This window comes from Nocardia salmonicida (assembly GCF_036142455.1).
Taxonomy (GTDB): Bacteria; Actinomycetota; Actinomycetes; order Mycobacteriales; family Mycobacteriaceae; genus Nocardia; species Nocardia salmonicida.
Map to the genome: position 1 here is coordinate 318,424 of NZ_CP108014.1, position 25,572 is coordinate 343,995.

General features: G+C 67.3%; 28 protein-coding genes. 16 read left to right on the top strand and 12 right to left on the bottom strand.

Going from position 1 to position 25,572, the window contains the following annotated elements; translation table 11 throughout:
- The first annotated feature begins 3 nt into the window (after positions 1-3).
- From ybeY to OHS03_RS01580, 5 genes are all read left to right on the top strand, one after another.
- Positions 4-552 (top strand): rRNA maturation RNase YbeY, encoded by a 549-nt coding sequence (ybeY, locus tag OHS03_RS01560; RefSeq protein ID WP_056821384.1) that lies wholly within the window; start codon positions 4-6, stop codon positions 550-552.
- On the top strand, positions 549-1,919 hold the full coding sequence (locus OHS03_RS01565; protein ID WP_328660121.1) for a hemolysin family protein: 1,371 nt from the start codon (positions 549-551) through the stop codon (positions 1,917-1,919). Before ybeY ends, OHS03_RS01565 begins: the two co-directional genes overlap by 4 nt.
- On the top strand, positions 1,912-2,247 hold the full coding sequence (locus tag OHS03_RS01570) for a cytidine deaminase-like protein (protein WP_328660123.1): 336 nt from the start codon (positions 1,912-1,914) through the stop codon (positions 2,245-2,247). Before OHS03_RS01565 ends, OHS03_RS01570 begins: the two co-directional genes overlap by 8 nt.
- Positions 2,240-3,151, top strand: a complete 912-nt coding sequence (gene era, locus OHS03_RS01575) for a GTPase Era (protein WP_056821377.1) — start codon at positions 2,240-2,242, stop codon at positions 3,149-3,151. The genes OHS03_RS01570 and era overlap by 8 nt, the downstream gene beginning before the upstream one ends.
- A gap of 85 nt (positions 3,152-3,236) precedes the next feature.
- Complete coding sequence (locus OHS03_RS01580; protein ID WP_328660125.1) at positions 3,237-6,083, top strand: type 1 periplasmic-binding domain-containing protein; 2,847 nt, start codon at positions 3,237-3,239, stop codon at positions 6,081-6,083.
- Between the two features lie 13 nt (positions 6,084-6,096).
- Here the strand turns inward: OHS03_RS01580 and OHS03_RS01585 are convergent, their stop codons facing one another.
- Positions 6,097-7,524 (bottom strand): amidase, encoded by a 1,428-nt coding sequence (locus OHS03_RS01585; RefSeq protein ID WP_328660127.1) that lies wholly within the window; start codon positions 7,522-7,524, stop codon positions 6,097-6,099.
- A gap of 141 nt (positions 7,525-7,665) precedes the next feature.
- On the opposite strand from OHS03_RS01585, the gene OHS03_RS01590 reads away from it, so the two are divergent.
- From OHS03_RS01590 to OHS03_RS01630, 9 genes are all read left to right on the top strand, one after another.
- Positions 7,666-8,532 (top strand): alpha/beta fold hydrolase, encoded by an 867-nt coding sequence (locus OHS03_RS01590; RefSeq protein ID WP_328660129.1) that lies wholly within the window; start codon positions 7,666-7,668, stop codon positions 8,530-8,532.
- Complete coding sequence (locus OHS03_RS01595; RefSeq protein ID WP_056821372.1) at positions 8,519-9,118, top strand: TetR/AcrR family transcriptional regulator; 600 nt, start codon at positions 8,519-8,521, stop codon at positions 9,116-9,118. Before OHS03_RS01590 ends, OHS03_RS01595 begins: the two co-directional genes overlap by 14 nt.
- A 47-nt stretch (positions 9,119-9,165) precedes the next feature.
- Entirely contained in the window at positions 9,166-9,954 is a 789-nt protein-coding gene (recO, locus tag OHS03_RS01600) for a DNA repair protein RecO (RefSeq protein WP_056821370.1), read from the top strand.
- Positions 9,955-10,030: 76 nt separating this feature from the next.
- Positions 10,031-10,852 carry an isoprenyl transferase gene (locus OHS03_RS01605; protein WP_328660131.1) on the top strand — a complete coding sequence of 274 codons (822 nt, stop codon included), beginning with the start codon at positions 10,031-10,033 and terminating at the stop codon, positions 10,850-10,852.
- Between the two features lie 83 nt (positions 10,853-10,935).
- Positions 10,936-11,289, top strand: coding sequence for a YbjN domain-containing protein (locus OHS03_RS01610; protein WP_235569852.1), 354 nt, complete (start codon positions 10,936-10,938; stop codon positions 11,287-11,289).
- A gap of 75 nt (positions 11,290-11,364) precedes the next feature.
- Positions 11,365-12,288 carry an ABC transporter ATP-binding protein gene (locus tag OHS03_RS01615; RefSeq protein ID WP_328660133.1) on the top strand — a complete coding sequence of 308 codons (924 nt, stop codon included), beginning with the start codon at positions 11,365-11,367 and terminating at the stop codon, positions 12,286-12,288.
- Between the two features lies 1 nt (position 12,289).
- Positions 12,290-13,075 carry an ABC transporter permease gene (locus OHS03_RS01620; protein WP_328660135.1) on the top strand — a complete coding sequence of 262 codons (786 nt, stop codon included), beginning with the start codon at positions 12,290-12,292 and terminating at the stop codon, positions 13,073-13,075.
- Positions 13,076-13,162: 87 nt separating this feature from the next.
- On the top strand, positions 13,163-14,332 hold the full coding sequence (locus OHS03_RS01625; protein WP_407942452.1) for a sensor histidine kinase: 1,170 nt from the start codon (positions 13,163-13,165) through the stop codon (positions 14,330-14,332).
- Positions 14,329-14,934, top strand: a complete 606-nt coding sequence (locus OHS03_RS01630; RefSeq protein ID WP_328660139.1) for a response regulator — start codon at positions 14,329-14,331, stop codon at positions 14,932-14,934. Before OHS03_RS01625 ends, OHS03_RS01630 begins: the two co-directional genes overlap by 4 nt.
- A 1-nt stretch (position 14,935) precedes the next feature.
- Here OHS03_RS01630 and OHS03_RS01635 read toward each other — a convergent pair whose 3' ends face one another.
- Both OHS03_RS01635 and OHS03_RS01640 read right to left on the bottom strand, forming a co-directional pair.
- Entirely contained in the window at positions 14,936-15,688 is a 753-nt protein-coding gene (locus OHS03_RS01635) for an LGFP repeat-containing protein (RefSeq protein ID WP_328660140.1), read from the bottom strand.
- A 109-nt stretch (positions 15,689-15,797) separates the two neighbouring features.
- Positions 15,798-16,406: a TetR/AcrR family transcriptional regulator gene (locus OHS03_RS01640; RefSeq protein WP_328660142.1), complete on the bottom strand. Its 609-nt coding sequence runs from the start codon at positions 16,404-16,406 to the stop codon at positions 15,798-15,800.
- Positions 16,407-16,509: 103 nt separating this feature from the next.
- Here OHS03_RS01640 and OHS03_RS01645 point away from each other — a divergent pair, with 103 nt between their 5' ends.
- Positions 16,510-17,484 (top strand): ABC transporter permease, encoded by a 975-nt coding sequence (locus tag OHS03_RS01645; protein WP_328660144.1) that lies wholly within the window; start codon positions 16,510-16,512, stop codon positions 17,482-17,484.
- Positions 17,485-17,659: 175 nt separating this feature from the next.
- A complete protein-coding gene (locus OHS03_RS01650) occupies positions 17,660-18,625 on the top strand; it encodes a DUF1152 domain-containing protein (protein WP_328660146.1) in 966 nt (321 codons plus the stop codon).
- An 84-nt stretch (positions 18,626-18,709) separates the two neighbouring features.
- Here the strand turns inward: OHS03_RS01650 and OHS03_RS01655 are convergent, their stop codons facing one another.
- The 9 genes from OHS03_RS01655 to OHS03_RS01695 form a co-directional block, all read right to left on the bottom strand.
- On the bottom strand, positions 18,710-19,480 hold the full coding sequence (locus tag OHS03_RS01655) for an ESX secretion-associated protein EspG (RefSeq protein ID WP_328660148.1): 771 nt from the start codon (positions 19,478-19,480) through the stop codon (positions 18,710-18,712).
- Positions 19,467-20,789, bottom strand: coding sequence for a hypothetical protein (locus OHS03_RS01660; protein ID WP_328660151.1), 1,323 nt, complete (start codon positions 20,787-20,789; stop codon positions 19,467-19,469). Before OHS03_RS01660 ends, OHS03_RS01655 begins: the two co-directional genes overlap by 14 nt.
- Positions 20,786-21,064 (bottom strand): hypothetical protein, encoded by a 279-nt coding sequence (locus tag OHS03_RS01665; protein WP_328660153.1) that lies wholly within the window; start codon positions 21,062-21,064, stop codon positions 20,786-20,788. Before OHS03_RS01665 ends, OHS03_RS01660 begins: the two co-directional genes overlap by 4 nt.
- Positions 21,065-21,177: 113 nt before the next feature.
- Complete coding sequence (locus OHS03_RS01670) at positions 21,178-21,792, bottom strand: DUF3558 domain-containing protein (protein WP_328660154.1); 615 nt, start codon at positions 21,790-21,792, stop codon at positions 21,178-21,180.
- 52 nt (positions 21,793-21,844) lie between these two features.
- On the bottom strand, positions 21,845-22,360 hold the full coding sequence (locus tag OHS03_RS01675) for a hypothetical protein (RefSeq protein ID WP_328660157.1): 516 nt from the start codon (positions 22,358-22,360) through the stop codon (positions 21,845-21,847).
- The gene (locus tag OHS03_RS01680; RefSeq protein ID WP_328660158.1) at positions 22,357-24,216 is read right to left on the bottom strand and encodes an alpha/beta hydrolase; all 1,860 of its coding nucleotides are present in this window, start codon (positions 24,214-24,216) and stop codon (positions 22,357-22,359) included. The genes OHS03_RS01675 and OHS03_RS01680 overlap by 4 nt, the downstream gene beginning before the upstream one ends.
- Positions 24,216-24,509, bottom strand: coding sequence for a type VII secretion target (locus OHS03_RS01685; protein WP_328660160.1), 294 nt, complete (start codon positions 24,507-24,509; stop codon positions 24,216-24,218). Before OHS03_RS01685 ends, OHS03_RS01680 begins: the two co-directional genes overlap by 1 nt.
- 106 nt (positions 24,510-24,615) lie before the next feature.
- Positions 24,616-25,065: a Fur family transcriptional regulator gene (locus tag OHS03_RS01690; RefSeq protein ID WP_328660162.1), complete on the bottom strand. Its 450-nt coding sequence runs from the start codon at positions 25,063-25,065 to the stop codon at positions 24,616-24,618.
- A 4-nt stretch (positions 25,066-25,069) separates the two neighbouring features.
- Entirely contained in the window at positions 25,070-25,420 is a 351-nt protein-coding gene (locus tag OHS03_RS01695; RefSeq protein WP_056821345.1) for an ArsR/SmtB family transcription factor, read from the bottom strand.
- Between the last annotated feature and the right edge of the window lie 152 nt (positions 25,421-25,572).

Here is a 25,572-nt window from a genome sequence, read left to right on the forward strand (position 1 = left end):
CAGGTGAGCATCGAGATCGCCAACGAATCGGGTATGGACGTTCCCGAAGAAGACCTGGTCAGCGTCGCGCGTTTCGTGATCGCTCGGATGGACGTCCATCCGGCTGCCGAGCTGTCGATGGTGCTCGTCGATCTCGACACCATGGCCGACCTGCACGTGCGCTGGATGGACCTGCCCGGTCCCACCGACGTGATGTCGTTCCCGATGGACGAGCTCGAGCCCGGCGGTCGTCCCGACAGCCCCGAGCCCGGCCCGTCCATGCTCGGCGACATCGTGCTGTGCCCGGAGTTCGCGATGGGTCAGGCGCAGAAGGCCGACCATTCGCTCGACCACGAGCTGGCCCTGCTCACCGTGCACGGGGTGCTCCACCTGCTCGGCTACGACCATGCCGAGCCGGAGGAGGAGAAGGAGATGTTCGCGCTGCAGGCCCAGCTGCTCGAGGAGTGGTACGTGAGCCTGCGTGAGGAACAACGCCGTGCGGAACTGGCCGAGCGTGACGACCGACTACTCGGCAAGGCAGGTTTCACCGCACCCGGTGAAGGCCCCGCGTGACAGTACTGACCCTGATTTCGCTGGCGATCGTATTGATCGGCATCGGCGGGGTGTTTGCGGGCGTCGACTCGGCGCTGAACACGGTGTCGCGGGCCAGGCTCGACGACATGGTGCGCGAGGAGCGCTCCGGTGCCGCCCGGCTGCGCACGATCGTCGACGACCGTCCGCGCTATGTGAACCTCGTTGTCCTGCTGCGTATTCTGTGCGAGATCACCGCCACCGTGCTGCTGGCCGCGGCGACCTTGGAACTGTGGAACGAGACCACCGCACTGCTGGTCACCGCCACGTTGATGGTGGTGGTTTCCTACGTCGTGATCGGCGTCGGCCCGCGTACGCTCGGCCGCCAGCACGCCTACTCGATCGCGTTGGCCGCCGCCGTGCCGTTGCAGATCATCGGCGCGGTGCTCAGCCCGGTCAGTCGTCTGCTGATTCTGCTCGGCAACGCGATCACCCCGGGTAAGGGATTTCGCAACGGCCCCTTCGCTTCCGAGATCGAGTTGCGCGAGGTGGTCGATATGGCCCGTGAGCGCGGCGTGGTGGCCGACGACGAACGCCGGATGATCCAGTCGGTCTTCGAACTCGGCGACACTCCAGCTCGCGCGGTGATGGTGCCGCGCACCGAGATGGTGTGGATCGAGGACGACAAGACCGCCGCCCAGGCGATGTCGCTGGCCGTGCGCTCCGGCCACTCCCGGATCCCGGTGATCGGTGAGAACGTCGACGACGTGCGTGGCGTGGTCTACCTGAAAGACCTGGTGCCCTATGCCGATCGCGCGCGCAAGGTATCGGTGCGCGACGTCATGCGGCCCGCGATCTTCGTCCCTGATTCCAAGCCGCTCGACGCACTCCTCGACGAGATGCAGCGGCGGCGCAATCACATGGCGCTGCTGGTCGACGAGTACGGCGGCATCGCGGGGCTGGTAACCATCGAGGACGTGCTGGAAGAGATCGTCGGCGAGATCAACGACGAATACGACACCGATGAGACTCCGCCCGTGGAGGACCTCGGTGACGGCCGCTACCGCATCTCGTCGCGGCTGTCGGTAGAGGACCTGGGGGAGCTGTACGGCCTCGACATCGAGGACGACGACGTCGACACCGTCGGCGGGCTGCTCGCGCACGAGCTGGGCCGCGTCCCGCTGCCCGGCTCCAAGGTGACCGTCTACGGGCTGGTGCTGCGCGGCGAGGGCGGCGCCGACGCGCGCGGGCGCATGCGCGTCAACACCGTGCTGGTGCGCCGGGCCGCCGACAAAGTCGACAAAGCAGAGAAGAAGACCGACAAGCCCCGCAAGGGCGCTACCGACGAGGCAACCGCCGACACCGACCAGGTGCGCGTGCCCGACGACAACGGAGAAAACCATGAGTGAACTCGACGCCGAGGACAATAAACTGCTGGTACTGGCGCGTGGCGCGCTGGGCCGCACCGGAGGTGCGAGCGGCGCCGCGGTGCGCGACACCGACGGGCGCACCTACGCCGCGGGCGAGGTAACGCTGACAGCCCTGCGCCTGACCGCGTTGCAGGCCGCTGTGGCCGCCGCGATCTCGAGTGGCGCGGAGGGATTCGAAGCGGCGGTCGTCGTCGCGGGTGACGCCGACGACGCGGGTATCGACGCGGTCCGTGAGGTCTCGCCTTCGGCCTCGATCGTCCGCACCGATCGCACCGGCGCCGTGCTGAGCGAGGTGCGCGGTGGCTGACTCCGGCAAGGAATTCCATTCCGGCTTCGTCTGTTTCGTCGGCCGCCCGAACACCGGCAAGTCGACGCTCACCAACGCGCTGGTCGGCACCAAGATCGCGATCACGTCCTCGCGCCCGCAGACCACCCGCCACACCATCCGCGGCATCGTGCACCGCGAGGACGCCCAGCTGATCCTGGTCGACACCCCCGGGCTGCACCGCCCGCGCACCCTGCTCGGCCAGCGCCTCAACGACCTGGTCCGCGACACCTATTCCGAGGTCGACCTGATCGCGCTGTGCATCCCGGCCGACGAGAAGATCGGCCCCGGTGACCGCTGGATCGTCGAGCAGATCAAGATGATGGCGCCCAAGACCAAGATCCTCGGCGTGGTCACCAAGATCGACAAGGTGGGCCGCGACGAGATCGCCCATCAGCTGATGGCGCTGGTGAAGCTGCTCGGCCCCGAGTCCGAGGTCATTCCGGTCTCGGCCGTGAAGGGCGAACAGGTCGAGGTGCTCGTCGACCTGATCGCCTCGCAGTTGCCCGAGGGCCCGGCGTTCTACCCGGACGGCGAGATCACCGACGAGCCGGAGGAAACCCTCATGGCCGAGCTGATCCGCGAGGCCGCGCTCGAGGGCGTGCGCGACGAGCTGCCGCACTCGCTGGCCGTGGTCATCGAAGACATCGAGCCCTACGCGGCGAACGAGGACATGCTCGAAGTGCATGCCCTGCTGTATGTCGAGCGGCCCAGCCAGAAGGCGATCATCATCGGCAAGAACGGCGCCCGCCTCAAAGAGGTCGGCACCAACGCACGCAAACAGATCGAGCACATTCTCGGTACTCGCATCTACCTGAACTTGCACGTGAAGGTCGCCAAGGATTGGCAGCGCGATCCGAAACAGCTGGGGAAGCTGGGCTTTTGACCGTTTGAGTGTCAGCGGTTCGGGGTATCGTTCGGCGAACACGCCGGTTCGTTCGGCGTGGTTCGCTGAACGTCCGGGGGAGGCCGTGGAAGTGCCAGATGCCAATGATGTCGGCAAGCTGCTCGAGCTGCTGCGGGCGCTGGAGATTCCCGACGCCCGCCCGCGCGTGCTGCGCACCCTGGTACGCAGGCGGCGTGCGCTACCCCGCCCGATCGTCGAAATCGTCGGCGTCACCGGGCATTCGGCGTTGGTCGGCGAAATCTACAGCTGGCTCAGTGAATCCGGTGGCAGGCGGGCGACCCCGCGCGTCAAGATCGACCTGCACGCGCCCGACCTGCCGCGTACCCAGCTCACCCCTGACCTCAATGCGATCGACGCGGGCCCGCACGCCAATGATCAGGAGATCCCGGGCCACTGCCTGCCGATCATCCAGCATTTGGTCGCCGGTTTCGCGGCCGACGACACCGCGATGGGTGCGATCAAGTTCCCGCGCTATCGCACCGCCGACTGGCTGACCCGCCAGCGGGTGACCTCCGACGAATCCGAGGCGCCCGACGAATTGCGCCGCAGGCTGCCCAAACTGCTGCGCAGCGGTTCGCCGACGAGCCGGTCCGACACCGCCGAAGGTGTTGCGGGCGACACGATTTCACGCGTGGTCTTCGGCGTGCTCGCCCTGTGGCCGGTGCTGCGGTTGTGGCTGTGGGTGTCCGGGCGCATCCCCGGTATGTCGAAGGTGACGCGGTGGTTCCTGCACCAGCGCTACCTGGCGCCCGAATTGTCGGGCAGCTTCCTGGGTTTCGCGTCCCGGCTCACCGCGTCGCACCGGGTCGACGAGAACGAGGAGCAGGTCGCCAAGCTCCTCGTGCACGCGTTTCTCGAGGACCTGCGCGACGCCTACCGGCGCCGGATCTGGCGCCCGTCGAGCTGGCGGCGCACCGCATACCCGGTGGCGCTGCTCGGCGGTCTCGCCGAGGGCAGCGACGGTGCGCGCATCCTCACCTGGATCAACGAAATCCGCAACGAGACGGGCCTTTTCGATCCGCTGGTGGTCGTGGCGTTGCGGGACGAGGGGCCGATCCGGGAGGTCGGCGAGCTCTCGCACATCAGTGATCTGCGCCCGCTGCGCACCCTGGAAAGTCTCGCCGACACGCCGTCCCCACAACCGCCCGATCCGCTGCAGGAGTGGGTGCGCGAGATCGACAACCGGCGCACTCATCGTCAGGCCGACGCGTGGTTCCTGCCGTTGCGCGCGATCCTGCCGCCCGACACCACCCCGCGCGTGAGCGACGCCCGATTCCGTGGTCTCGCACTGCCGCCCGCGCCGCCGCTCGCCGCGCGCAGCTGGTTCGTCGGTCTGTGCGTGCTGATCCCGATCGTGATCGCCGCGGCCGCGACGCTGGTCTATTTTCCGCCGTTACGCGGTGCGCAGTGTTCGCATTGGCCGTGGACCGGCGGTGTCTCGGTGAGTCTGCGCGGCGGCGAATGTGTCGGCTACAGCGACAACCCCCGGCAGACCTTCGCCGACGACCCCGAGTTGTCGGCGATGCAACGAGAGGTGTTCCGGCTCAACGCTGCCGCGTCCGACGCGCGCGCGAGCAATCCGAACCGCCCCTTGGTCTCACTGGTGTACTTCGCCGGCCTCAGCTACGTCGACACCAACGTGCGTTATCCGCACGCCCAGGTGGAGGAACTCGCCGGTCTGGCGGTGCAGCAGCGTCGCGCGTTATTGGCCTCCGACGAGTCGGAACCGTTGCTGCGCATCATCATCGCCAATGGCGGCTCCGATATGCGCCATGCGGGGTGGGTGGTCGACAATCCGCTGCGCGAGCTCGTGGCCGATGACTCCAGCGTGCTCGGCGTCGTCGGGATCGATCGCAGCAACGACGAAACCCGCAGAGCCATCACTCGTCTCGGCGAGCTGGGTGTGCCCGCAGTAGCGACAACGCTGTCCGCGGATGGTCTCGAAGAAGCCTCTCCGCTGTATTTCCAAGCGGCCCCGAGCAACAGGGTGCAGGCCCGCCTCGTCGCCGACTATGTGCAGGGCGCTCGCGATCTCAACGGCGCGCCCCGCTACGACAAGGTGGCGATCTATCACCCCGAGGCCGCCGGTGACCTGTACGTGACCACCTTGGTCGAGGACGTGCAGAAAGAACTCACCGACCGCGGGGTGGCGCAGGAGAGTATGAGCTGGCGCGAACAACAGCAGCTCTACCGTTTCCCCGCGCCGTGCGAAACCGCCGGATTCAACCGCCGCACCCTGCTGTTCTTCGCGGGCCGCAACGACGACTTCCCGACCTTCGCCAAATCGGTGAGTCGCGGCTGCCTCAGCGGCGCGGGTCCGGCGATCCTCGGCAACGACGCGGTGACCAGGCTGATCACCGATCCGAAAGCCACCGCCGCACTTCCCGCCAACCTCACCGTGCGCTACGTGTCCAAGGCCTCGCCGGTCATGCTCGGCGGGGCCGACTGTGTCAGCGGCATCGGCAAACTCGGCGGCCAGCCGGTGCCGTTCGAACACGAGCAGCTGTGTACCGAACTGGCCGGGTTGATCGAAGACCTCCGTGGCTATGCCGGGCTCACCGACTACCGGCCCACCTGGGCCGGCGACCGCACCGGTCTGGCTTTCGATGTGAGTGGCCTGTTCGTCCAGGCTGTGCGCAACAGCCGTGGCGTCCTCGCCGACCTTCCACCGAACCGAACCGCCATCGCGGTCCAGCTGCGCGAGTCCGACTATCGCGGCGTCACCGGCACGCTCGGCTTCTCGACCAGTCGCGTCGCCGACGGCTCGTCGATCGCGGTCTTGGTCACCACCGCGGTCGGCGGATCGGGCCCGCAGCGCTGCCTGGTGATGTTTCCTCGGCAGACCGGCCAGGACGGTTGTCCGTCGGGCACGAAGAGCGATCTCGAAGGGTGGATCGAACCAGGGCGTTAGAGCACCCGGTGGATCACCACCACCGCACGGGACGGTTGCGGTCCCAGTGCAGTTCTGATTCCAGCTGGGCCGCAAGCGAAATCAGCAGTGGTTCACTGTCTGCGGTGCCCATCAATTGCGCGCCGATCGGCAGCCCGGATTCGGTGAAGCCCGCCGGTACGTTCACGCTCGGCCAGCCGAGCACGTTCCACGGCCACGTATACGGGCACGCGGCGGTGATCAGGCTGTTGGTCGCGCCGACGCCGATGCCATCGATCTGTTCCACCTGCGGGGGAGGGGTCGCGGTGGTCGGCGCCAGCACGAGGTCGTAGTCGTCGAAGAACGAACCGATTCGTTTGTGCAGCAGCGGTTCCGCGAGTCGCGCCGCGGTGAGTGCGGGCCCGCTGAGTACTCGGCCGATGCGCGCATTGGCCGTGGTCCGTGGGTCGACAACGGCTCCGGGCATATCCCGGTGCACGCGGCTGATCCCCGCCAGCGAGCGCGGTAGGAAGGACGCGCCGATCATCAACCCGTAGTGCAGGTCCGTCACGGTGACGGTATGGCCGAGCGTGCGCAGAGTGCCCGCCAGCGCGTGCACGGCCGCCGCGATCTGCGGATCGAGCGCGGTCTTGGTCGCGGTGTACGGAATACTCAGGGAGAGAGCGATTCTGAGTCTGCCGGGATCGCGCCCGACCGCTGCGCTCGCATCGATCGGCGCGGGCCTGTGTCGATCGCCGTCGTGCGGTCCGGCGGCGATGTCGAGCAGCATCGCCGCGTCGCGCACGGTGCGTGCGAGCGGGCCGTTGACGGTGAGCCCGTTGAACGCCTCCGCCAGCGGCCAGGTGGAGATTCGCCCACGCTGCGGCTTGATCCCGACCAGGTTCGTCCACGAGGCCGGGATACGCACCGACCCCGCACCATCGGAACCCAGTGCCGCCGGGACCAATCCGGCCGCGACCGCCGCCGCCGATCCGCCCGATGACCCACCCGGCGTGCGCGTGCGATCCCACGGGTTACGGGTGTATCCGAACGCGTCACCACTGGTGAAGGGCAACTGCCCCAGCTCGCAGGTATTGGCCTTGCCGACGATCACCGCACCCGCCGCGCGCAACCGGCGCACCGATTCGGCGTCGGCGGTCTTCGGCGCGAATTCCCCACCGCACCCGAACGCGGTGACCTCGCCGCTGATGTCGGTGTCGTCCTTGACCGCGATCGGCACACCGAGCAGCGGCAGCCGCACACCCGCCGCCACGCGCGCGTCCGCCTCGGCCGCCTCCCGGAGCGCGGCGTCGCGACGCACGACCCGGAACGCGTTGAGCGTCGGCTGCGACGCCTCGATCCGCTCGAGCGCGTCGGCGACGGCCGCGACCGACGAGATGCTGCCCTCGGCGATGGCCGCGGACAGGTCGGTGAGACCGAGGTCGGCCGAGGAATTCGGCGCGATGTGGTCGGGCGCGGACATGTGAGCTCCATCTCTGCAGGTACTTGGCTCGACGGTAACCCGAAGCTGGTCACCCGTCCACATCCCCTAGGGTGGGTATAGACATACATACTGAATGTATGTAACAGTGGAGGAGTCCAGTATTCGACCAGGGGAGGACCCATGGGAATCAGCTCAGCACTCGGCCCGGCGCACGAGATCGCCCTGTCGTCCGGCCGTATCCGCTATCACGACACCGGCACCGGATCCCCGGTCGTCTTCGTCCACGGACTGCTCGTCAACGCCGATATCTGGCGCGGGGTGGTGCCCGGCCTCGCCGCCGCCGGACACCGCTGCCTCGCGCCCGACTGGCCACTCGGATCCCACACCATCCCGCTGCCCGACGCCGACCTGAGCCCCACCGGCATCGCGGACCTGATCGCCGAGTTCCTCGACGCCCTCGACCTCACCGATGTCACCGTCGTCGCCAACGACACCGGCGGCGCGCTCACCCAGATCCTGATGACCCGCCGACCGGAACGGATCGGTCGCGTCGTGCTGGCCGCCGTCGACTGCTACGAAATGTTCCCGCCGCAGCCTTTCCGTAGCTTGCTGAAGGTGGCGAAGATTCCCGGCGTGATCCGCCCGCTGCTGGCGCCGATGCGCTTCGAATTCATGCAGCGACTGCCGCTCGGATTCGGAATGGTCACCAAAAACGCACTGCCGCAGGAGATTGCGCAGTCCTATTTGGGGCCCGTCCGTCGCAACGCCGCTATCCGCGACGACCTGCGCCGCTTCGCCGCCGGTGTCGACAATCGATGCACCCTGGCCGCCGCCGAACACTTCGGCACGGTCGATGTCCCGGTGCTGGTGGTCTGGTCGACCGAGGACAAACTGTTCCCGATGGCGCTGGCCGAACGGCTGGTCGCCGACCTACCGCGGGCGAGCCTGCGCACCCTCGACAATTCCTACACTTTCGTCTCCGAGGACCGGCCGGAGTTGCTCACCGAACTGATCGTGGAGTTCACTCGGCTGCATGCAGCGCCGTAGTCAGGAGGATCGTTCCCGCACTACCCGAGCCGCGCTCGAGCAGGCAGGCCGCAGCCTGTTCGCCGAGCGCGGCTTCGCCGGTACGTCGGCCGAGCAGCTGGTGGCCGCCGCCGGCGTCACCCGTGGCGCCCTGCACCACCACTACGGCGACAAGCGCGGACTGTTCCTCGCCGTCCTCGAACAGGTCGAGACCGAGGCCACCGAGGAGATCGCGAGCGCCGTGGCCGCTGTCGACCGCGCCGACATCATCGGCGGCATGACCGCTGGTCTGGCGCGGTTCCTCGACATCTGTGCCCGCCCGGAGATGCTGCGCATCGTGTTGATGGACGCCCCGACCGTGCTCGGCTGGCCCGCCTTCCGTGAATTCGAAGCACGCCACGGACTCGGCCTCATCACCGCCGAACTGCAACGCGCCACCGACGCGGGCCTGATCCCGGTCGCCCCGGTCCCGGTACTCGCGCAACTACTGCTCAGCGCCATCACCGAAGCCTCGCTCATCGTCGCCCACGCCGATGACCCCGACCGCGCCCGCCTCGAAACCCAGCAATCGCTGCTGCTGCTCATCGCCGGCCTGCTCCGATCCTGATCCGTGTCCGTGACCGCGGTGTCGGGCCCGCGTGCAAGACTGGCCACGTGCGGTTGTATCGGGATGAGGCGGTAGTGGTTCGCCAGCACAAGCTGGGCGAGGCCGATCGCATCGTCACGCTCCTGACCAGGCAACACGGGCTCGTCAGGGCGGTGGCGAAGGGGGTGCGGCGCACCAAGTCGAAGTTCGGGGCGCGGCTGGAGCCGTTCTCCTACATCGACGTGCAGTTGCACCCGGGTCGCACACTCGACATCGTCACCCAGGTCATCACCGTCGAGGCGTTCGCCGCCGACATCATCGACGACTACGGCCGTTACACCACCGCGTGCGCGATCCTCGAAACCGCCGAACGTCTCGCGGGCGAAGAACGCGCACCCGCCCCGAAGCTGCACGTACTCACCGCGGGCGCCCTGCGCGCCATCGCCGCCAAGCAGCGCCCGCACGAACTGATCCTCGACGCATACCTGCTGCGCGCCATGGGCTTTGCCGGTTGGGCGCCCGCGCTCGACGAATGCGCCCGCTGCGCGACCCCCGGCCCGCACCGCGCCTTCCACGTGGCAGCGGGCGGCGCGGTCTGCGTGCACTGTCGCCCGCCGGGCGCGAGCACGCCTGTCACCGGGGTGCTCGATCTGCTCGTCGCCCTGTTGAAGGGGGAGTGGGCCTATGTCGACAGCGTCCCCGACAATGTCCGCCGCCAGGCCAGCGGTCTGGTCGCCGCCCACCTGCAGTGGCATCTGGAACGTCAGCTGCGCACGCTGCCGCTGATCGAGCGATCCCGCATCGAATCCCCGTCCACGGACCGGTCCGACGCCGCTGTCGTCGGCCGGGTCAGCTGACAGGTCGACGCTCCACACCCACCGCCGCGCTCCTCAATCCGGAGCCCGTGCAGCCCGCACCTGGCGATCAGGCAGGATGGATGCCGTGATCCTGCGTCGTGACTCTTCTCCCGCGAGCAAGCCGGACGGCGGCACCCGCACCGTGCGCCCGCCGTCCCAGCATCCCTCCGGCGCGCGCCCGCCCGCGATCCCGCCGGAGCTCGTGCCCAACCACGTCGCGCTGGTGATGGACGGCAACGGCCGCTGGGCCCAGGAACGTGGTCTGCCGCGCACCGCCGGACACGAACGCGGCGAGGCCGTGCTCATGGACTCCGTCGAAGGCTGCATCGAGATCGGCGTCAAGTGGCTGTCCGCCTACGCCTTCTCCACCGAGAACTGGCGGCGCAGTCCCGACGAGGTGCGCTTCCTGATGGGCTTCAACCGCGACGTGATCCGCCGCCGCCGTGACGAGATGCACGAGATGGGTGTGCGCGTGCGCTGGGCCGGTCGCCGACCTCGTCTGTGGCGCAGCGTGATCAAGGAACTCGAGGTGGCCGAAGAGCTCACCGAGGACAACGACGTGATGACGCTGACCATGTGCGTCAACTACGGTGGCCGTGCCGAAATCGCCGACGCCGCAAGGGAAATCGCGCGCCGGGTGGCTGCGGGCGAGATCGACCCGGAGAAGGTCGACGAGGCCACCGTCGCGAAATATCTCGACGAACCCGATATGCCCGACGTCGACCTGTTCCTTCGCCCCTCCGGCGAGTTCCGCAGCTCGAACTTCCTGATCTGGCAGGCCGCCTACGCCGAATTCGTCTACCAGGACACGCTTTTCCCCGACTTCGACCGGCGTAACCTGTGGGACGCGTGCCTGGAATACGCCAAGCGCGATCGTCGCTTCGGTGGCGCCAAATGAGCGACAGTCAAGACGGAGCCGACATGGATGCGCTACTCACCCCGGAACTCGACCTGCAGGCGCGGGCCGGTGCCTGCTTGCAGATGCAGGACATCGAAGTCCGCGTCGACGCCGACAGGTCGCTGGGTTTCGAATACGACGGCGCGCTGTGCTCGATCCGCGCCGTCACCCTCGCCCCCGGCCTCACCGTGCTGTCCCTGACCAGCGTCCTGGCCTGGGATCGTCCGCTCAAGGCGGCCCTGCACAAGCGTGTCGCCGAACGCAACAACGAGATCCAGTTCGGCTCGGTCACGCTGATCGCCCGTGGCCAACTGGGCGATGTCATCCTGCGCTACACCTTCCCCGCCGAAGGCCTGGACGACGGGGCACTCACCACCATGCTGCTGCTCGCGCTGTCCGGTGCGAGCCGAGCCCGTCAGGGGTTGCTCGCGCCCTAGCCCGTGACACCTGTCATGGGCGAAGGGTGACAGTCGGCTCAGGTTTCGCGGCCCCGTTCGCGCGAATCTTGAACCATGCCTTCACCACGAACGACCCGCGCGGCCATCGAGCTGCGTGACCTGCGCAAATCCTTTCCCGGAACGACGGATCCGGTCCGTGCCGTCGACGGTCTCGATCTGACCGTCGCGGCGGGGGAGATCGTCGCCTTCCTCGGCCCCAACGGCGCGGGTAAGTCGACCACGATCGACCTGCTCCTCGGCCTGGCCACCCCCGACTCCGGCACAGTCACGGTCTTCGGCGAAGCACCCGAGGATGCCGTGCAGGCCGGTCGGGTGGCCGCGGTGCTGCAGTCGGGCGGGCTGCTGCCCGACCTCACTGTCGGCGAAACCGTCCGTCTGGTCGCCGCCCTGCACGCCCGGCCGCGGCCGGTGGCGGAAGTCCTCGAGCGGGCAGGGATCGCCGATATCGCCGACCGCCTCGTCGGCAAGTGCTCGGGCGGCCAGCAGCAGCGGTTGCGGTTCGCGCTGGCACTGCTGCCCGACCCGGACCTGATCGTGCTGGACGAACCCACCACCGGCATGGACGTGTCGGGCAGGCGCGATTTCTGGGCGGCTATGCGCGAGGACGCCGGGAGCGGCCGCACCGTGCTGTTCGCCACCCACTATCTCGACGAAGCCGATGCCTATGCTGACCGGATCGTGCTGGTGCGCGCCGGTCGCATCGTCGCCGACGGCAGCGCCGCCCAGATCAAGAACCTGGCCGTCGGCCGCACCGTGGCGGCCACCCTGCCCGGCGCCGACCCGGCGCACCTGTCGGCGCTACCCGGTGTCGAGCAGGTGGAGCTGCGCGGCGATCGAATCCTGCTGCAGGCCAGAGACTCCGATGACATCGCCCGTTTCCTGCTCACCCACACCGCGGCCCACGACATCGAAATCACCACCCACAACCTGGAATCGGCGTTCCTCGCGCTGACCTCCGCACCCGAAGGCGAGCGCTGACATGATCGAGACAACCCGCACCGCGACGAAACCGATGAGCACACCTAGCCTCGGCGGCTTCAGCCCGGCCTTTCTCTCACTCGAACTCCGCCGCATGCTCCGCAACCGGCGCACCCTGATCTTCACCCTGATCATGCCGCCGGTCTTCTTCGTGATCTTCGGTCTGCAGGGCGGAAATCGGGACGAATCCTTCGGTTCGGGCAACATCACCGGCTACATCATGGTGTCGATGGCGCTCTACGGCGCCCTGCTCGCGACCACCAGCGGTGGCGCGATGGTGGCGGTCGAACGTGCCCACGGCTGGACCCGCCAGCTACGGCTGACGCCGCTGCGGCCGGTGGCCTACGTGGCGACGAAGGTCGCGGTCGCGATGTCGCTGGGACTGGTGGCGGTGGCGACGGTGTTCGTCGTCGGCGCGTTCTCCGGCGCCGTTCTGACGCCGGTGGCGTGGGTGGCCTGCTTCCTGCTCGCCTGGGTCTGCTCGCTGGTGTTCGCGGCCTTCGGTCTGCTCATGGGCTACCTGTTGCCCTCGGAGAACGTCATGCAACTGCTCGGCCCCGGACTGGCGATGCTGTCGTTCGCGGGTGGGCTGTTCTTCCCGATCCACGGGTGGTTCGCCACCGTGTCGAAGGTGCTGCCGACCAACGGGGTCGCCACGCTGGTGCGCACCCCGTTCGGTGGCACCGGTGCGGGCACCGTCGCGCTGGCCGTGGTGAATGTCATCGCGTGGACCGCGGTGTTCGTCGTGGGCGCGGCCGCTCTGTTCCGCCGGGACACCGCCCGTTGAACGAACGATCACGCGGGCCGATTCGTGGGTACCGTCGGTACTCGCCGGGTCGGCCCGCGTGGCTGCGCAAGTGCTGTGAGAAGGGGAATGCTCGTGAGTTCGGGTGACTTCGTCGACCGGGTGTTCGGCACCGGGGCGGCCGACGCCAGCGGCATGCGCCGCGGGTGGTTCGGTGCCGCGCTCGCGGCGGGATGGTTGCTGTACCTGGTGCCGCAGATCCACGACAGCTGGGTCGAGCACGGCACGGTGCGGGCGGTCGGTGCGACGGCAGCCGTGCTCGCGTTCGGCGGGCTGATCGTGACGGCGTTCGTCGTCTTCCGCAGACTCGACTGGGACGAGCAGGACGATCCGCGATCCGTCGATCCGCGGATCTGGCCAGTGCTGGCCGGCATGGCCGCGTTGTCGGTGGCCATGATGGCGCTGCTCGGCGCGTCCGCGCTCCCGACCGTTCTCTACATCGCCGTGGTCGCGATATTCTCGCTGCCCACCCGGCTCTCGTCGGCCGTGGTGGTGGCGGTCTCGGCGGCGATGGTGGCAGTACCCGTGTTCGCGCCGGGTTGGTGGCTCGGCGGCACAGCGCTGGTGCTCGCGGTGATTCCGCCGGTGATCTGGCTCGCCAGAGAGATCGGCCTGCGTGGCAGGCGACTCCAGGCGATTACCCGCAGTCAGCGCGCCGACCTGGCGATCGAGGCCGAGCGCAATCGGGTCGCCCGCGATGTGCACGATATCCTCGGCCATTCCCTCACGGTCATCACCATCAAAACCGAACTCGCACAACGCCTTATCGATGTCGACGTGGCGCGCGCCAAGGCCGAACTCGCCGACGTGGAACGACTGGCCCGCGAGGCGCTCGCCGGGGTACGCGACACCGTCGGTGGTCTGCGCGAGGTGAGTCTGCACCGAGAACTCGCCACCGCGCATACCGCGCTGACCGCCGCCGAAATCGTTGCTGTACTGCCTGATTCGACGATGGTGGACACGCAGCACGGCGAGCTGTTCGGCTGGGTACTGCGCGAAGCGGTGACCAACGTCGTGCGCCACAGTGCGGCCGAACACTGCACCGTCGTCGTCACCGAGAACAGCATCGAGATCATCGACGACGGCTGCGGCTTCGATGTCACCGCCTCGTCCGGCGCGGGTTTGCGCGGACTGGCCGAGCGACTGCGCGCGGCCGGTGGCACGCTGACCGTGTCCACGCCACCGGGCGGCGGCGTGGGCCTGCTGGCGGCGGTGCCCGCGGAAGGGAGTGCCCGATGATCCGGCTGCTGCTCGCCGACGACCAGGCACTGGTGCGCGGCGCGCTCGTCGCCCTGCTCGGTCTGGAATCCGACCTCGAGGTGGTCGCCGAGGTAGGCCGCGGCGACGAAGTCCTGGCCGCGGTGACCCGCACCAGCCCCGACGTGGCACTCCTCGACATCGACATGCCCGGCCTGGACGGCATCGAGGTCGCCGCCCGCCTGCACGCCGAACACCCGCGTGTGCGGATCCTCATGGTCACCACGTTCGGGCGCCCCGGCTACCTACGTCGCGCTATCGATGCCGGCGCGAGCGGCTTCGTCGTGAAGGACACTCCCGCAAGGGAATTGGCCGACGCGGTTCGCCGGGTACACCTGGGACTACGCGTCGTGGACCCGGCGCTGGCGACCGAGACCCTCACCGCCGGAACCTCTCCGCTCACGGCGAGGGAACGTCAAGTGCTGGCCGCGGCCGCCGACGGTTCGGCGGCCGGGGTCATCGCCCAGCGTTTACACCTCTCGGAAGGGACTGTGCGCAACCATCTTTCGGCCGCGATCGGCAAGACCGGCACCCGCAACCGCGCGGAGGCGATCTTGGCGGCGCAACGTCAGGGCTGGTTGTAGCTCAGCTCTCGGGCTTCCAGGTGATCTTGCCGCCCGTGAAATCCTGGGCCTTGCCGCCCTGGTAGTCGTATTCGTCGCTGGTGGGGTAGCCGTAGCGGCCGTTTTCGCCGCCCGCGCGGATCCAGTCGGCCTGGATGCTGCCCCACACCGCGTGCGCGCCGGTCTTCGCCGTCCAGTAGATGGCGCCGGTCGGGAACATGGTGAACTGGCCGTCGCCCTTGCCCGCCGCGGAGACGTCGGTGAGCGGGAAGCCCAGCGGGCTCGACTCCCAACCGAGTGCAGCCCACTTGTCGCGGATCGGGCCGCTGATCTGGTGCGCGCCGGTGCCGACGGACCAGTAGATCGAGCCCTTCTGGAAGTGGTTGTAGCGACCGCCGCCGACCGGGGTGCTCTGCTCGCGGGTGGTCGGGTAGCCGAGCTTGCCCGACTCGTTGCCCGTCTCGGCGAACTTGTCGCGGATCTGGCCCGCGACGGTGTTGGCGTTGGTGTCGGGGTGCCAGTAGATGGCGGCGTTGTTGGCGAAGGTCTGGTACTTGCCACCGGCCGCCGCGTCGGCTTCCGGGGAGGTCGGCTCGCCCAGCGAAGGTCCGCCCGCCTGGTCGTATTCGGCCTCGATCGCGCCGCCCACCTCGAATCCGCCGATCATCCTGGCCTGCGCGGTGCCTGCCATGGCCGCGGGCAGCGCGGCCGCGACGGTAACTGTCGCCAGTGCGGCCAGGCCGCGTGATCGAAGGGTTCGACGGTGCAATGTCACAGGAAACTCCCTGGTCGGATCGGTATTCAACGATGTCCGGCGCTCGGGACCCCCTCCGGTGCCGCACCCGAACCTACCCGTTGGGCGCCGGTGGCAACAGTGGCGTTGCTCACCTGGGGTGATGCGGTGGTCCCGGCAGCATGATCGCGAGCCCGCGGGCGAAATCGTCCGGTTCGACATCACCGAGCAGGAGGTGCTGCAGGATGAACCCCGGCAGCAAGCCGATGATCGTCTTGGCGATCACGTCGGAATCCGTGCCTGGGGGCAGCCAGCCTGTTTCGCACAACCGGTCCGCGTACTCGAACCACAGCTCGCGCATCGCCGCGATGGCCGCGCGCACCGGGACGGCCGCCTCGGGCGAGACCAGGGCCAGCGCCCACGCCTGCGGGGCCAGTCGCAGCGGCCCGTCGGGTCCACTCCGCTTGACGATCTCGGTGGTGAGCAGGCGGATGACTTCTGCCGGGGGAGGCAGGGTCTCGCCGCGGATGATCTCGGCGAGCCGCTCGCGCAACGGCCCCATCGTCCGGTTCACGAGCGCGCCGATGATCTCGTTCTTGCTGGTGAAGTACCGATAGACCGCACCCGCCGACATCTGTGATTCGGCGAATACGTCCTGCATCGAGGACTCGTGGAAGCCCTTGCGGGCGAAGCACAGCTGCGCGGCGTCGAGGATCTGCTGTCTGCGGCGTTCCAGGTGTTCTTCACTGACGCGGGGCATGGGTCAAACGTAAAACGAATGTCCGTTCTTGACAAGCGAGGTGGGCAGTGTCACGGTAGAAACACCAAAAAGAACGAACATTCGCTTTAACGGGAGAAACCGCATGACGATCACCCGCCGAGCCGTAGCTCTCGGCCTCGCGGCCACCGCGATCCAGGCCCTGATGCTGATCGCCTTCGCCTGGCCCGCCGTCAATATCAGCCCGCGCGATCTGCCGATCGCCGTCGCGGGCCCCGCCTCCGCTCAGGTCGCCCAGCAACTGCAGCAGCGCGATCCCGAAGCCTTCGAGATCACCACCGTCGCCGACGCGGAGCAGGCGCGAAAGGCAATGGTCGACAACGAGATCTACGGCGCCATCGTCACCGGCAACGGCGCACCGCAGGTCCTGGTCGCCTCCGCCGCCTCGCCGGCCGTCGCCCAGCAGCTCACCGCCGTCGCCCAGCAGCTCAGCGGTGTCCCCGCCGCTGCCGTTCAGGACGTGATCGCCATCGATCCCGACGACCAGCGCGGCGCCGGTTTCGGCTCGATGGTCTTGCCCCTGGTCATGTCCGGCATGGCCGCAGGAGTTCTGCTCACCCTGATGATCCCTGCCTTCGGGGCCCGCTTCGCCGGATTGGCCGCGTTCGGCATCGCAGGTGGGCTCCTGAGCACCCTCATCTTCCACACCTGGCTCTCGATCCTGCCCGGCTCCTACCTCGAACTGGCCGCCATCGCGGGCCTCGCCTCCTTCTCCGTCGCCGCCGTCATCGTCGGCCTGGCCGCTGTCATCGGCCGCCCCGGCATCGGCATCGGCGCCCTCACCATGCTGCTGATCGGCAACCCCTTCTCCGCCGCCACCTCGGCCCCCGAACTCCTACCCCAGCCCTGGGGCACCATCGGCCAGGTGCTCCCCCCTGGCGCCGCCGCCTCGCTCCTCCGCTCGGTCGCCTACTTCGACGGTGCGGGCGCCATCGCCCCGCTCGCCGTCCTACTCGCCTGGGCGGCAGGCGGTGTCGCCCTACTCGGCCTCGGCGCCTTGCGCTCCCGCCAGACGAGTGCCTCTACCGCAGCTCCTGAACCGGTGGCAGTTCCTGCCTGACCATGCCCGCGAAAACGCTCCACACGAACGACTTTCGTGCGGAGCGTTTCGCTGTTGAATCGTCACCGCGACAGCTATATCGCAAGTCTTCGTGGGCATCGGTATGCGGGGATGGTTCGATACGGTATTCGCCCGAACCGGCGGAGATGGTTGTTCGACAGAACTGAGAACACGGATGCTCACTCCTTCCTTGCTGGACACCTCAGTGCTGTTTCGGCTCGCCGACGCCGAGCGTGTCCTCGTGGTAGGTGCCGGTGGCGGCTTCGATCTGCTCAGCGGGTTGCCGATCGCCTTCGCTCTGCGGGAGCGGGGCAAGACCGTGTACCTGGCGAATCTCACATTCACCGCCGCCACGCGCACCACTGCACGCTCGGTCGCACCGGGTCTGTTCGAGGTGGATGCCCACACGGAGGGGCAATCGGAATATTTTCCGGAGAAGCATGTTGCGACTTGGCTTGCCGACCACGGTCACGCCGACACGGTGTTCATGATTCGTAAGGGTGGCACCGTCTCGGTTCGTGCAGCCTACGAATGGCTGGCGCGTGAGCTGGACCTCGACAGCATCGTGCTCGTCGATGGCGGTACCGATCTGCTGATGACCGGTGACGAGGCGGGACTCGGGACCCCGGTGGAAGATGTCACGAGTTTGCTGGCCGCCTCGGCGCTGGACTTGCCGGTCAAGCTCGCAGTCTGCGTCGGATTCGGTGTAGACACCTTCCACGGTGTCTGCCACGCCCACTTCTTGGAGAATGTGGCCGCCCTTGCCAAAGCTGGTGCCTACCATGGTGTTTTCGCGCTTATGCCGACGATCCCGGCCGTGGACGCTTGGCTGGACGTCGTCTCCTGGGTGCAGCGCCATACCCCTGGCCGCGAGAGCATCGTGTGCGCGTCGATCACCGATGCGTCTTGCGGAGAGTTCGGCAACCATCATTCGATCGCCCGCACGCGAGCCGACGGTGCTGAACTGTTCATCAACCCGCTGATGTCGATGGTGTGGGGATTCGATCTCGATGCTGTCGCCCAGCGCGTTCTGTACCGCAGCCATATCGAGCACGTTGCCACGCCGTTCGAAGTCGCCGCTGCCATAGAGGCCTTCCGGAGCGAGGTACCACTGCGCCCGTGGCGAAGCATCCCGGTGTGAGCCGAGCGGGCAGCGATGGTGCCTCTATTCGCTGCAGAATGTGCAGCGAATAATCGCGCATTCGCTGCACCGGACGCTGGCCGACTATCCGGTGCGGTAGTCGTCGGTGCCGAATTCCTGGTGGTAGCGCTGGGCTCGGGTGAGCATGCGGTGGACGCCGGCGATCATGCGGTCGGTGGGGAGGGGTTCGGCGATGATGGGATCGCCGGTTTTCACGTAGTAGCGGCCGTCGGGGTAGTCCATCCACCAGAAGGTGCGGGCGGGGGTGGGGCGGGAGTCCAGGGCGGGGCCGGAGAGGGCGGAGATTTCGCCGAAGGCTCGGCGGGGGCGGTGGAAGATGCGGTTGAGTTGGTCGACGGAGCTGAGGCGGCCTGCTCGGTATTCGAAGTGGTCTTCTTCGGCGGCCAGTTGGTCTCGGCGGACCTCGACCGGGGGTTTCTTGCCCGGTTTCGTGCGGGGGAGCGCTGCGACGGTGAGGGCGGCTACCTGGATGGGGGTGCAGTAGGTGAGGGTGACGTCGGCGCCGGTGTCCTCGGTGGTGCCCGGTGCTTGTTGCAGGGTGGCGCCGACCGTGCCGCGGACCGCGCCGTGGAAGCGGATGATGTTCGCGTTGTCCTGGCCCACATAGCCTTTGGACTCGACCCTGGCTTCGGGGTCGAGCAGGACGGACAGTGCGCGCTCCACCGCGGGGTCGTACTTGCGGAGCAGCGTGTCGACGGCCGCTTCTCGGTGCTGCTTCAGCTCGTCGAATGCGGCTATGTCGCTGCGGTATTGGAGGGGGTAGGGGAGGCGGTCGCGGCCGTAGCCGGACCACAGGATCTCGAACTCGATTCCGGTGAATTCAGTTCGGTGCACTGTCGCCGTCTCCGCCGAGCACGGGGGGTACGGTCCTGATCTCGTTCGTGCCGAGCAGGAGCTCACCGTTTTCCTGGGTGATCAGGTAGTCGGGGATGTCTTTGGTCCGGTCCTCGTCGGAGGTGCCACGCCTCGCGCCGGGGGCGCCCATGCCACCCATACCCGCCGCGCCGCGACCGCCGCCGGCAGTTGTGCCCGAGCGTGTTCCGGCTGCCGCTGCCGCTGCGGGGGACTGGCCGCCCGGTACTGCTTTGCCGGGGGACGCGTTGGTCGGGGTTCCGCTGCTGCTCCGGGGAGAGCCGCTCCCGCCCTGGCTGCTGCCACCAGGGCGGCCGACGGCCGAGCCGCCTACGCCGAGACTGCCGACCGGCGTCGCCGCGCCGGGGCTGGTCGGCGTTGTGGCGGTCGGCGCTGTCGTGGTTGGTGTGATGGATTGCGGTGTAGTGGTTGTGCTTTGGGGTGCGGTCGAGCCGGGGTCGGTCGAAGACGTTGTGGTGGTAGATGGTTCGGTGCCGAATTCCTCGGACGTCGCGCCGTCGCCGGGCGTTTCCGTTGCCGGGTCTTCGGCTTTGCTGCCGTCAGTGGTCGAATCACTTTGGTTACCAAAGGTGTTCGTGTCGCCATTGCTGCCGGGGCCGCCGTCATCGCCGGCGATGATCGGTGCTGTGGGCAGGAAGGGGACGCCGTTGTCGGTTTGACCGGCGACCTGGCCGTACACCGAGCGCAGGATCCGCCTGCCCTCCTGGGTGGCCTCGTCGCGATTGTGGTCGTCGACCTTCATCACGCCGTCGGCGGGCAGCGACTTGCCGGTGACGTTGGTGCGCTCGGTGAGGCCGGGCATCAACGCTTGGGTCTGTTCGATTCCGGTGCGCATCTCGCTCAGTTTAAGACTGATCGCGGTCGCGGCCTGAGACAGCGGAATCGATTGCTGTGCATAGTTGTTCACAGCGGCGACAGCGGCGGAAGCCGCCGCACCTGTCCACCCGCTGTGCCCATCGGCGCCGGTGACGGTGCGCGCGAACTGCTGGTTGAAACCGGCGAACGTGCCCATCAGCGCACCACCGATGTTGGCCCACGCGGTGACGGCGTCATCGACGAGTCGCGGTTTCATCGCCGCTACCGCCGCCTGCATCTGCTCGAGCGTCATGCTGTCGTAGTTGTCAGGGGTGGTGATATGCGGCGGTTGGATGTCGCCGTCGAAGATCGTGGAGTAGTTGCCCGCGATCTGTCGCTCGTAGATCTTGGCCCGTTCGGTATTCCACTGCTCCTGTGCGGCGATCACCTTGCTCTTGTAGTCCTCGTAGGTCACAGGTGTTCTCCCGTCGCGGAGATCTCGGCGCCGGTCGCTTCGTCTTGGGCGACGAAGTTCGCGATCGCCTTGGCGACAACCGCTTTCGCTGTTTTGACCGTTTCGATGTGCTGCCTGATCACTGTATCCAACGCACGATCACCTCCGGCCGCGGTGAGTGAGAACTTGTTCTCGAGGATCTTGCTCGAGTCGAACGAACCGAACCCGCCGACCCGCCGAACACTTTCGACCATCTCGTAGACCTCCTCGAGTCGGTCCAGGTGGTCGTCGCACACGCGATCCAAGCCTTTGCCAGTCTCGGGATCGAGTGACAGTTGACCGGCCTCTGCCTGGCCTCGCAACTGGCTCCATTGAGTCGGGTCTATGCCGCGAACCATTAGATGTCCCCTCAGCTTGCGGGCAGGTACTGAACCAGAGCAGTGCTCAGTCGCCGTGCCTCGCCGCAAGGCTCGCCGGCCCCTTCAGCACTAACACGGTTCTGCACCTTGAAATCGACCGACCCGGCTGGCACTTCGACACTGATGTAGCAAGCGACGTCGTTCGCGGAGCCGATGGGTCGGAACTCGAGCGCATTGTGGGACCCGACCTGCAGGTCAGCCCATCCGGTGTACTCGCTGGTTCGCTGCCTGGATTCGGCAAGCGTGTGCTCAGACGACATCACCGAGAAGGTGTATTTCTTGGCGGAATCCGTCCAGTTGCAGACCTTCCACCCAGTGAAGTCCACCCCAGCAACATCTTTCTTCTTACTTCCCAAATTCATCCCGACCGCGGCAACAGCCGAGTCCGGCAACGAACACGGATCCCACACCTTCGCCTCGGCATCCACCGAGGTAGGACTCGCCGCCACACTGCCACCGCTCGTCTGCGCGGTGGCAGTCCCTTGTTCGCCGTCCCCACACCCCGCGACAGCCAACCCCACCGCCACGACAACGCCGACCATCCTCGCCGCATGACCTCGAACTGCCATACCTTCGTCCCTCCCACAGAACCGGTCCTTGTTCATGACGCCCCCACTCCCGAGATCGTAGTCAGTCCGACGCGTATCGCGACAGGTCCTACTCCGCCGCACAGGGGGAAGACGCGGTCATCGAGAACCGCACGTCGGTGGGGTCCCCTCCCGGCAAGAGCCGAAACGACGAGACGGTGTAGCCGCGTGAGTCGCGATACACCCGATTCGCTGGGTCTTTGTCCGGCCGCTGGCTGGGTTCGAGGGTGAACCCGCGTGCGGTCATCGCTTCGAGATTGGACATCGCTCGGTCGATGAACTCTTGGGACGGGTTGACCTCCTCCATCACGTACCGTGGCCGCCACGGCGGGCCTTCGGAACGCAGCGAGTTCGGGTCGGTTCGACAGCCCGTGCCCACGGTGGTCACATCGCCGATGTCGACCGACACCGGTATCGGCCAGATGAGTCCGAAGTTGTGCGCGACTATCGGGCTCGCCTCGGCGACGGTCAGCCCTGTCCGGTCTTCGATCTGCTGATTGGTCGGACCTTCGTGAATGAAGGAGCCGCAACCGGCCAGCGTCGCAGCGGTCAGCGCAGCAAGAGCGGTTCTCGTCGCCGTTTTCATTTGATGTCGATCGTCGAGCCGAGGCCGGGGTTGTCGGTGATACGCGGGTTCGCGTACGGGTCGAGGTCTGGGTTGCCCAGGGCAGCTGCGAGTCGCGCGGCGGCGGCGGCTTTCGCGGCGTCGAAACCTTCCTTACCGCCATCGCCGTTGTCACCCAAACCGATATCGACATAACTTGTTTCGATCCCGCGCTCGACGTATCCGGTCGCCTCTGAGCCTTTGATGACCCCGACAATATTCTGGAACGCCGTCGACTTCGGGTCGTCCCAGTACTTGCCGTGCCCGTCGGTGCCGAAGACGACTTCGTTGCGGTGTGCCTGGGAACTGTCGCTGTAATAGCCGGTGTCGAGCCGAACAACTCCGGGCACTTCATCAGGATCGCCGCCCAACGACTCGGACGCATGGGGATTTCCGGGCAACGCCACTCCACCCGGAATACGCAGTCCCCCTTCGGGATACGACTGCACTACACCGATCAGATCGCCGGGTGCTGTCATCGAATAGCGTTGGACGTTCGGGTTGGCGTTGTTCCACCCGGTGTCGAACACCCCGGTGCCCGCCGATGAGGCGTGCAGGATGCGGTCGGCCCGCAGACCCAGCTGCTCGGCCGAGCCGACGATCGAACCTCCATAGGAGTGCCCTACATAGGAAACCGGCGTGCCAGGTGCGGACGCGGCTACCTCCCGGTCGATCTCGCGGCCGAAGTCGACGAGCCGAGGCGCCATGTCGGCCGCGAATTTCGGGCTGGGCGCACCATCGGAAAGGCTGGTCAGACTCTGCGGGAAGTCGCCCTCCATGTACAGAAAGATCGGGCCGCCGGTCTGATCGGCGAGATTCCATGCGGCTACGTGATTCGACCCCGAACCGTTGAGATTGGTACTGGTGCCGGGCACATACACCCCCACCCCGGGCGCACCCGACTTCATCTCACCGACCATCTCGATCATTCGACCGTTGCCTTCGGTGCTGAACATGACGAACTTGCGGTCGACCATGCCCAATTGTGGTGTCGCCCTGTCGCCGGTTGACGCCGCGGTGGTGTCGAGCGTGCTCGCACCTTCGGGATTCGGGACCGGCGCCAGCATCGCCTCCAACTGCTTGATCCGGGATTCGTCGCGGTTCGGCTTCGCCTTCTCCGATGTCAGCGCGTTGCGGACGTTGAGCTCGTTGGCCTCGATCCGCATCACGAACGGCACCCCGTTCAAATTGCCCAGCTTCTCCGGCGCCGCGATCGCCAGCTGGCGTTGCGCTTCGAGACTCAATCCGGCCAGGAAGGTCGCGCGTTCATCCGGCGACATCGCTGCCAACTGGATCGCCACGGCATCCGGATCCCGGACCGACCCGTCGGCGAGAGTGATGTCGGGTTGACCGTCGCGCATCGCGCCGAGGTCGCCCACGGACTCGCGCAGTCGCGCACCGAACAGATTGTCCAGGCGCTCGATTTCGTCCAAGCCGCTCAACAGGTTGAGCTGGAAAACCCCAGCGTCGCCTTCCTTGCCCGGATCGGGATGAGTCACCCGCCCGTCGGCGCCGACCGCGAAACCCTGCGCGACCGCGAGGTTCTTCTGTTCCAGCACATAGGTTTTGGAGTGTTTCAGGCCCAGATAGGCATCTTCGGCATCGTCGGCGACCCGCAGTAGCACGGTGCGCACCTCGTACCCGTGATCGACTTCCTCATCGATGCGTCGCGAGGCCGCGTCCTTGGTCTGGCCGTGCCAGCTACCTGCCGCCGAGACCGCGCGTGAGCAGTCGTCGACCGAGGTCGAGAGGACATCGGCATTGGCGCGGGCGGCTTCGGCCGCGCGGTGCAGGCCCTCGAGATTCCAGGTGTCGAGTTGGGGGATCGTGGGCCGCATCAGCGGGTACCGAGCTTCCCGATCTCGCCTGCGGTCTCGACGTCCTCGGCCTGGATGTCGGCCGAGAATTTGTCGACGAGGTCGGCCAGCGTCGTGTACCGGGTCGCGATCGAGTCCATCGCCTGCGAAGCCGGGTCGGACAGCCCCCGCACCGCGGCGAGCACGTCACTGCCGTCGCCGGTGGCCTCGGCCGAAGCCGCCCAGCTCAGCGCATCGACTTCGCCTGCCTCCCGACGCCAGGTCGTCGCCATGGTCTTCAACTGATCGGGCTCGACGCCCAGAATCGGACTCACGATGGCCCCTCCTTCGATGCCGAAGGACTACGCGCCCGTGCGGGCCGGTCCCTTCGTGAAGGTTGGACGGGGCACACGAAGCGAAGGTTCCATCATGTGAGGTGAGTCACACAGAGGCGGGCGCGTCCTCGTCCGCGTCGGTCCGGCTGTGCACGCACTCGCGGCAGGTGCCGAAGATCTCGAGCGTGTGGCTCACCTCGGTGAATCCGTGATCGCTCGCGATCTTCTCGGCCCACGCCTCGACCGTCGGACCCTCGACCTCGACGGTGCGCCCGCAATGGCGGCACACCAGGTGGTGATGGTGCCCGCTCGAGCACTGGCGGTAGACGGATTCGCCGGTGTCGGTGCGCAGCACGTCGACCATGTTCGCGTCGGCGAGGGACTGGAGGGTGCGGTAGACGGTGGTCAGGCCGATGCCCTCGCCGCGTTTACGGAGCTCGTCGTGCAATTCCTGTGCTGAGCGGAACTCGTCGGTATCGCTGAGCAGGGCCGAGATGGCACTGCGCTGGCGGGTGCTGCGAACCCCGACCTGCTTCGCGGAGGTGTTGTCTGCCAACGGTTTATCCTTCCTCGGCATGGGCGACGGCATCGACCACGATATGGGCCAGATGGTCGTCGACGAGTTCGTAGAGCACCTCGCGACCCGAGCGTTCGCCGTGTACGACGCCCGCCGATTTGAGAATGCGCAGATGCTGGCTGACCAGTGGCTGGGTGACGCCGAGTGTGTCGACCAGCTCGTGCACGCAGCGCGGCGACTCACGCAACTGCAGCACGATGGCGATGCGTACCGGCGCGGCCAGTGCCCGCAGCAGCTCGCCCGCGTCCTCGAGCACCGTGCGCGACGGTACGGCGGCGGGCGCGGGGGAGTGGTACGGGTTGTGCGGATGCGCGGGCGCGGCCTCGGTGGTCATGAACCAACTCCTTATTGGAAACAGATTCCATTTTGATATGCATAATTGCGCATGTCAAATGACGCGCCGCGCGGACACCTCGGCTGCTGCAAACCCACTGGACGGGTCCCGATACGCTGGACCCACTTACGTACGGTAGGCCGCATCGAACA

Coding starts and splice junctions, on each gene's coding strand:
- OHS03_RS01570 (WP_328660123.1), top strand. CDS start 1,912: ATGAGTGAACTCGACGCCGAGGACAATAAACTGCTGGTACTGGCGCGT.
- OHS03_RS01585 (WP_328660127.1), bottom strand. CDS start 7,524: ATGTCCGCGCCCGACCACATCGCGCCGAATTCCTCGGCCGACCTCGGT.
- OHS03_RS01590 (WP_328660129.1), top strand. CDS start 7,666: ATGGGAATCAGCTCAGCACTCGGCCCGGCGCACGAGATCGCCCTGTCG.
- OHS03_RS01595 (WP_056821372.1), top strand. CDS start 8,519: ATGCAGCGCCGTAGTCAGGAGGATCGTTCCCGCACTACCCGAGCCGCG.
- OHS03_RS01605 (WP_328660131.1), top strand. CDS start 10,031: ATGGATGCCGTGATCCTGCGTCGTGACTCTTCTCCCGCGAGCAAGCCG.
- OHS03_RS01610 (WP_235569852.1), top strand. CDS start 10,936: ATGCAGGACATCGAAGTCCGCGTCGACGCCGACAGGTCGCTGGGTTTC.
- OHS03_RS01615 (WP_328660133.1), top strand. CDS start 11,365: ATGCCTTCACCACGAACGACCCGCGCGGCCATCGAGCTGCGTGACCTG.
- OHS03_RS01620 (WP_328660135.1), top strand. CDS start 12,290: ATGATCGAGACAACCCGCACCGCGACGAAACCGATGAGCACACCTAGC.
- OHS03_RS01625 (WP_407942452.1), top strand. CDS start 13,163: ATGCTCGTGAGTTCGGGTGACTTCGTCGACCGGGTGTTCGGCACCGGG.
- OHS03_RS01630 (WP_328660139.1), top strand. CDS start 14,329: ATGATCCGGCTGCTGCTCGCCGACGACCAGGCACTGGTGCGCGGCGCG.
- OHS03_RS01640 (WP_328660142.1), bottom strand. CDS start 16,406: ATGCCCCGCGTCAGTGAAGAACACCTGGAACGCCGCAGACAGCAGATC.
- OHS03_RS01645 (WP_328660144.1), top strand. CDS start 16,510: ATGACGATCACCCGCCGAGCCGTAGCTCTCGGCCTCGCGGCCACCGCG.
- OHS03_RS01650 (WP_328660146.1), top strand. CDS start 17,660: ATGCTCACTCCTTCCTTGCTGGACACCTCAGTGCTGTTTCGGCTCGCC.
- OHS03_RS01670 (WP_328660154.1), bottom strand. CDS start 21,792: ATGAACAAGGACCGGTTCTGTGGGAGGGACGAAGGTATGGCAGTTCGA.
- OHS03_RS01675 (WP_328660157.1), bottom strand. CDS start 22,360: ATGAAAACGGCGACGAGAACCGCTCTTGCTGCGCTGACCGCTGCGACG.
- OHS03_RS01680 (WP_328660158.1), bottom strand. CDS start 24,216: ATGCGGCCCACGATCCCCCAACTCGACACCTGGAATCTCGAGGGCCTG.
- OHS03_RS01695 (WP_056821345.1), bottom strand. CDS start 25,420: ATGACCACCGAGGCCGCGCCCGCGCATCCGCACAACCCGTACCACTCC.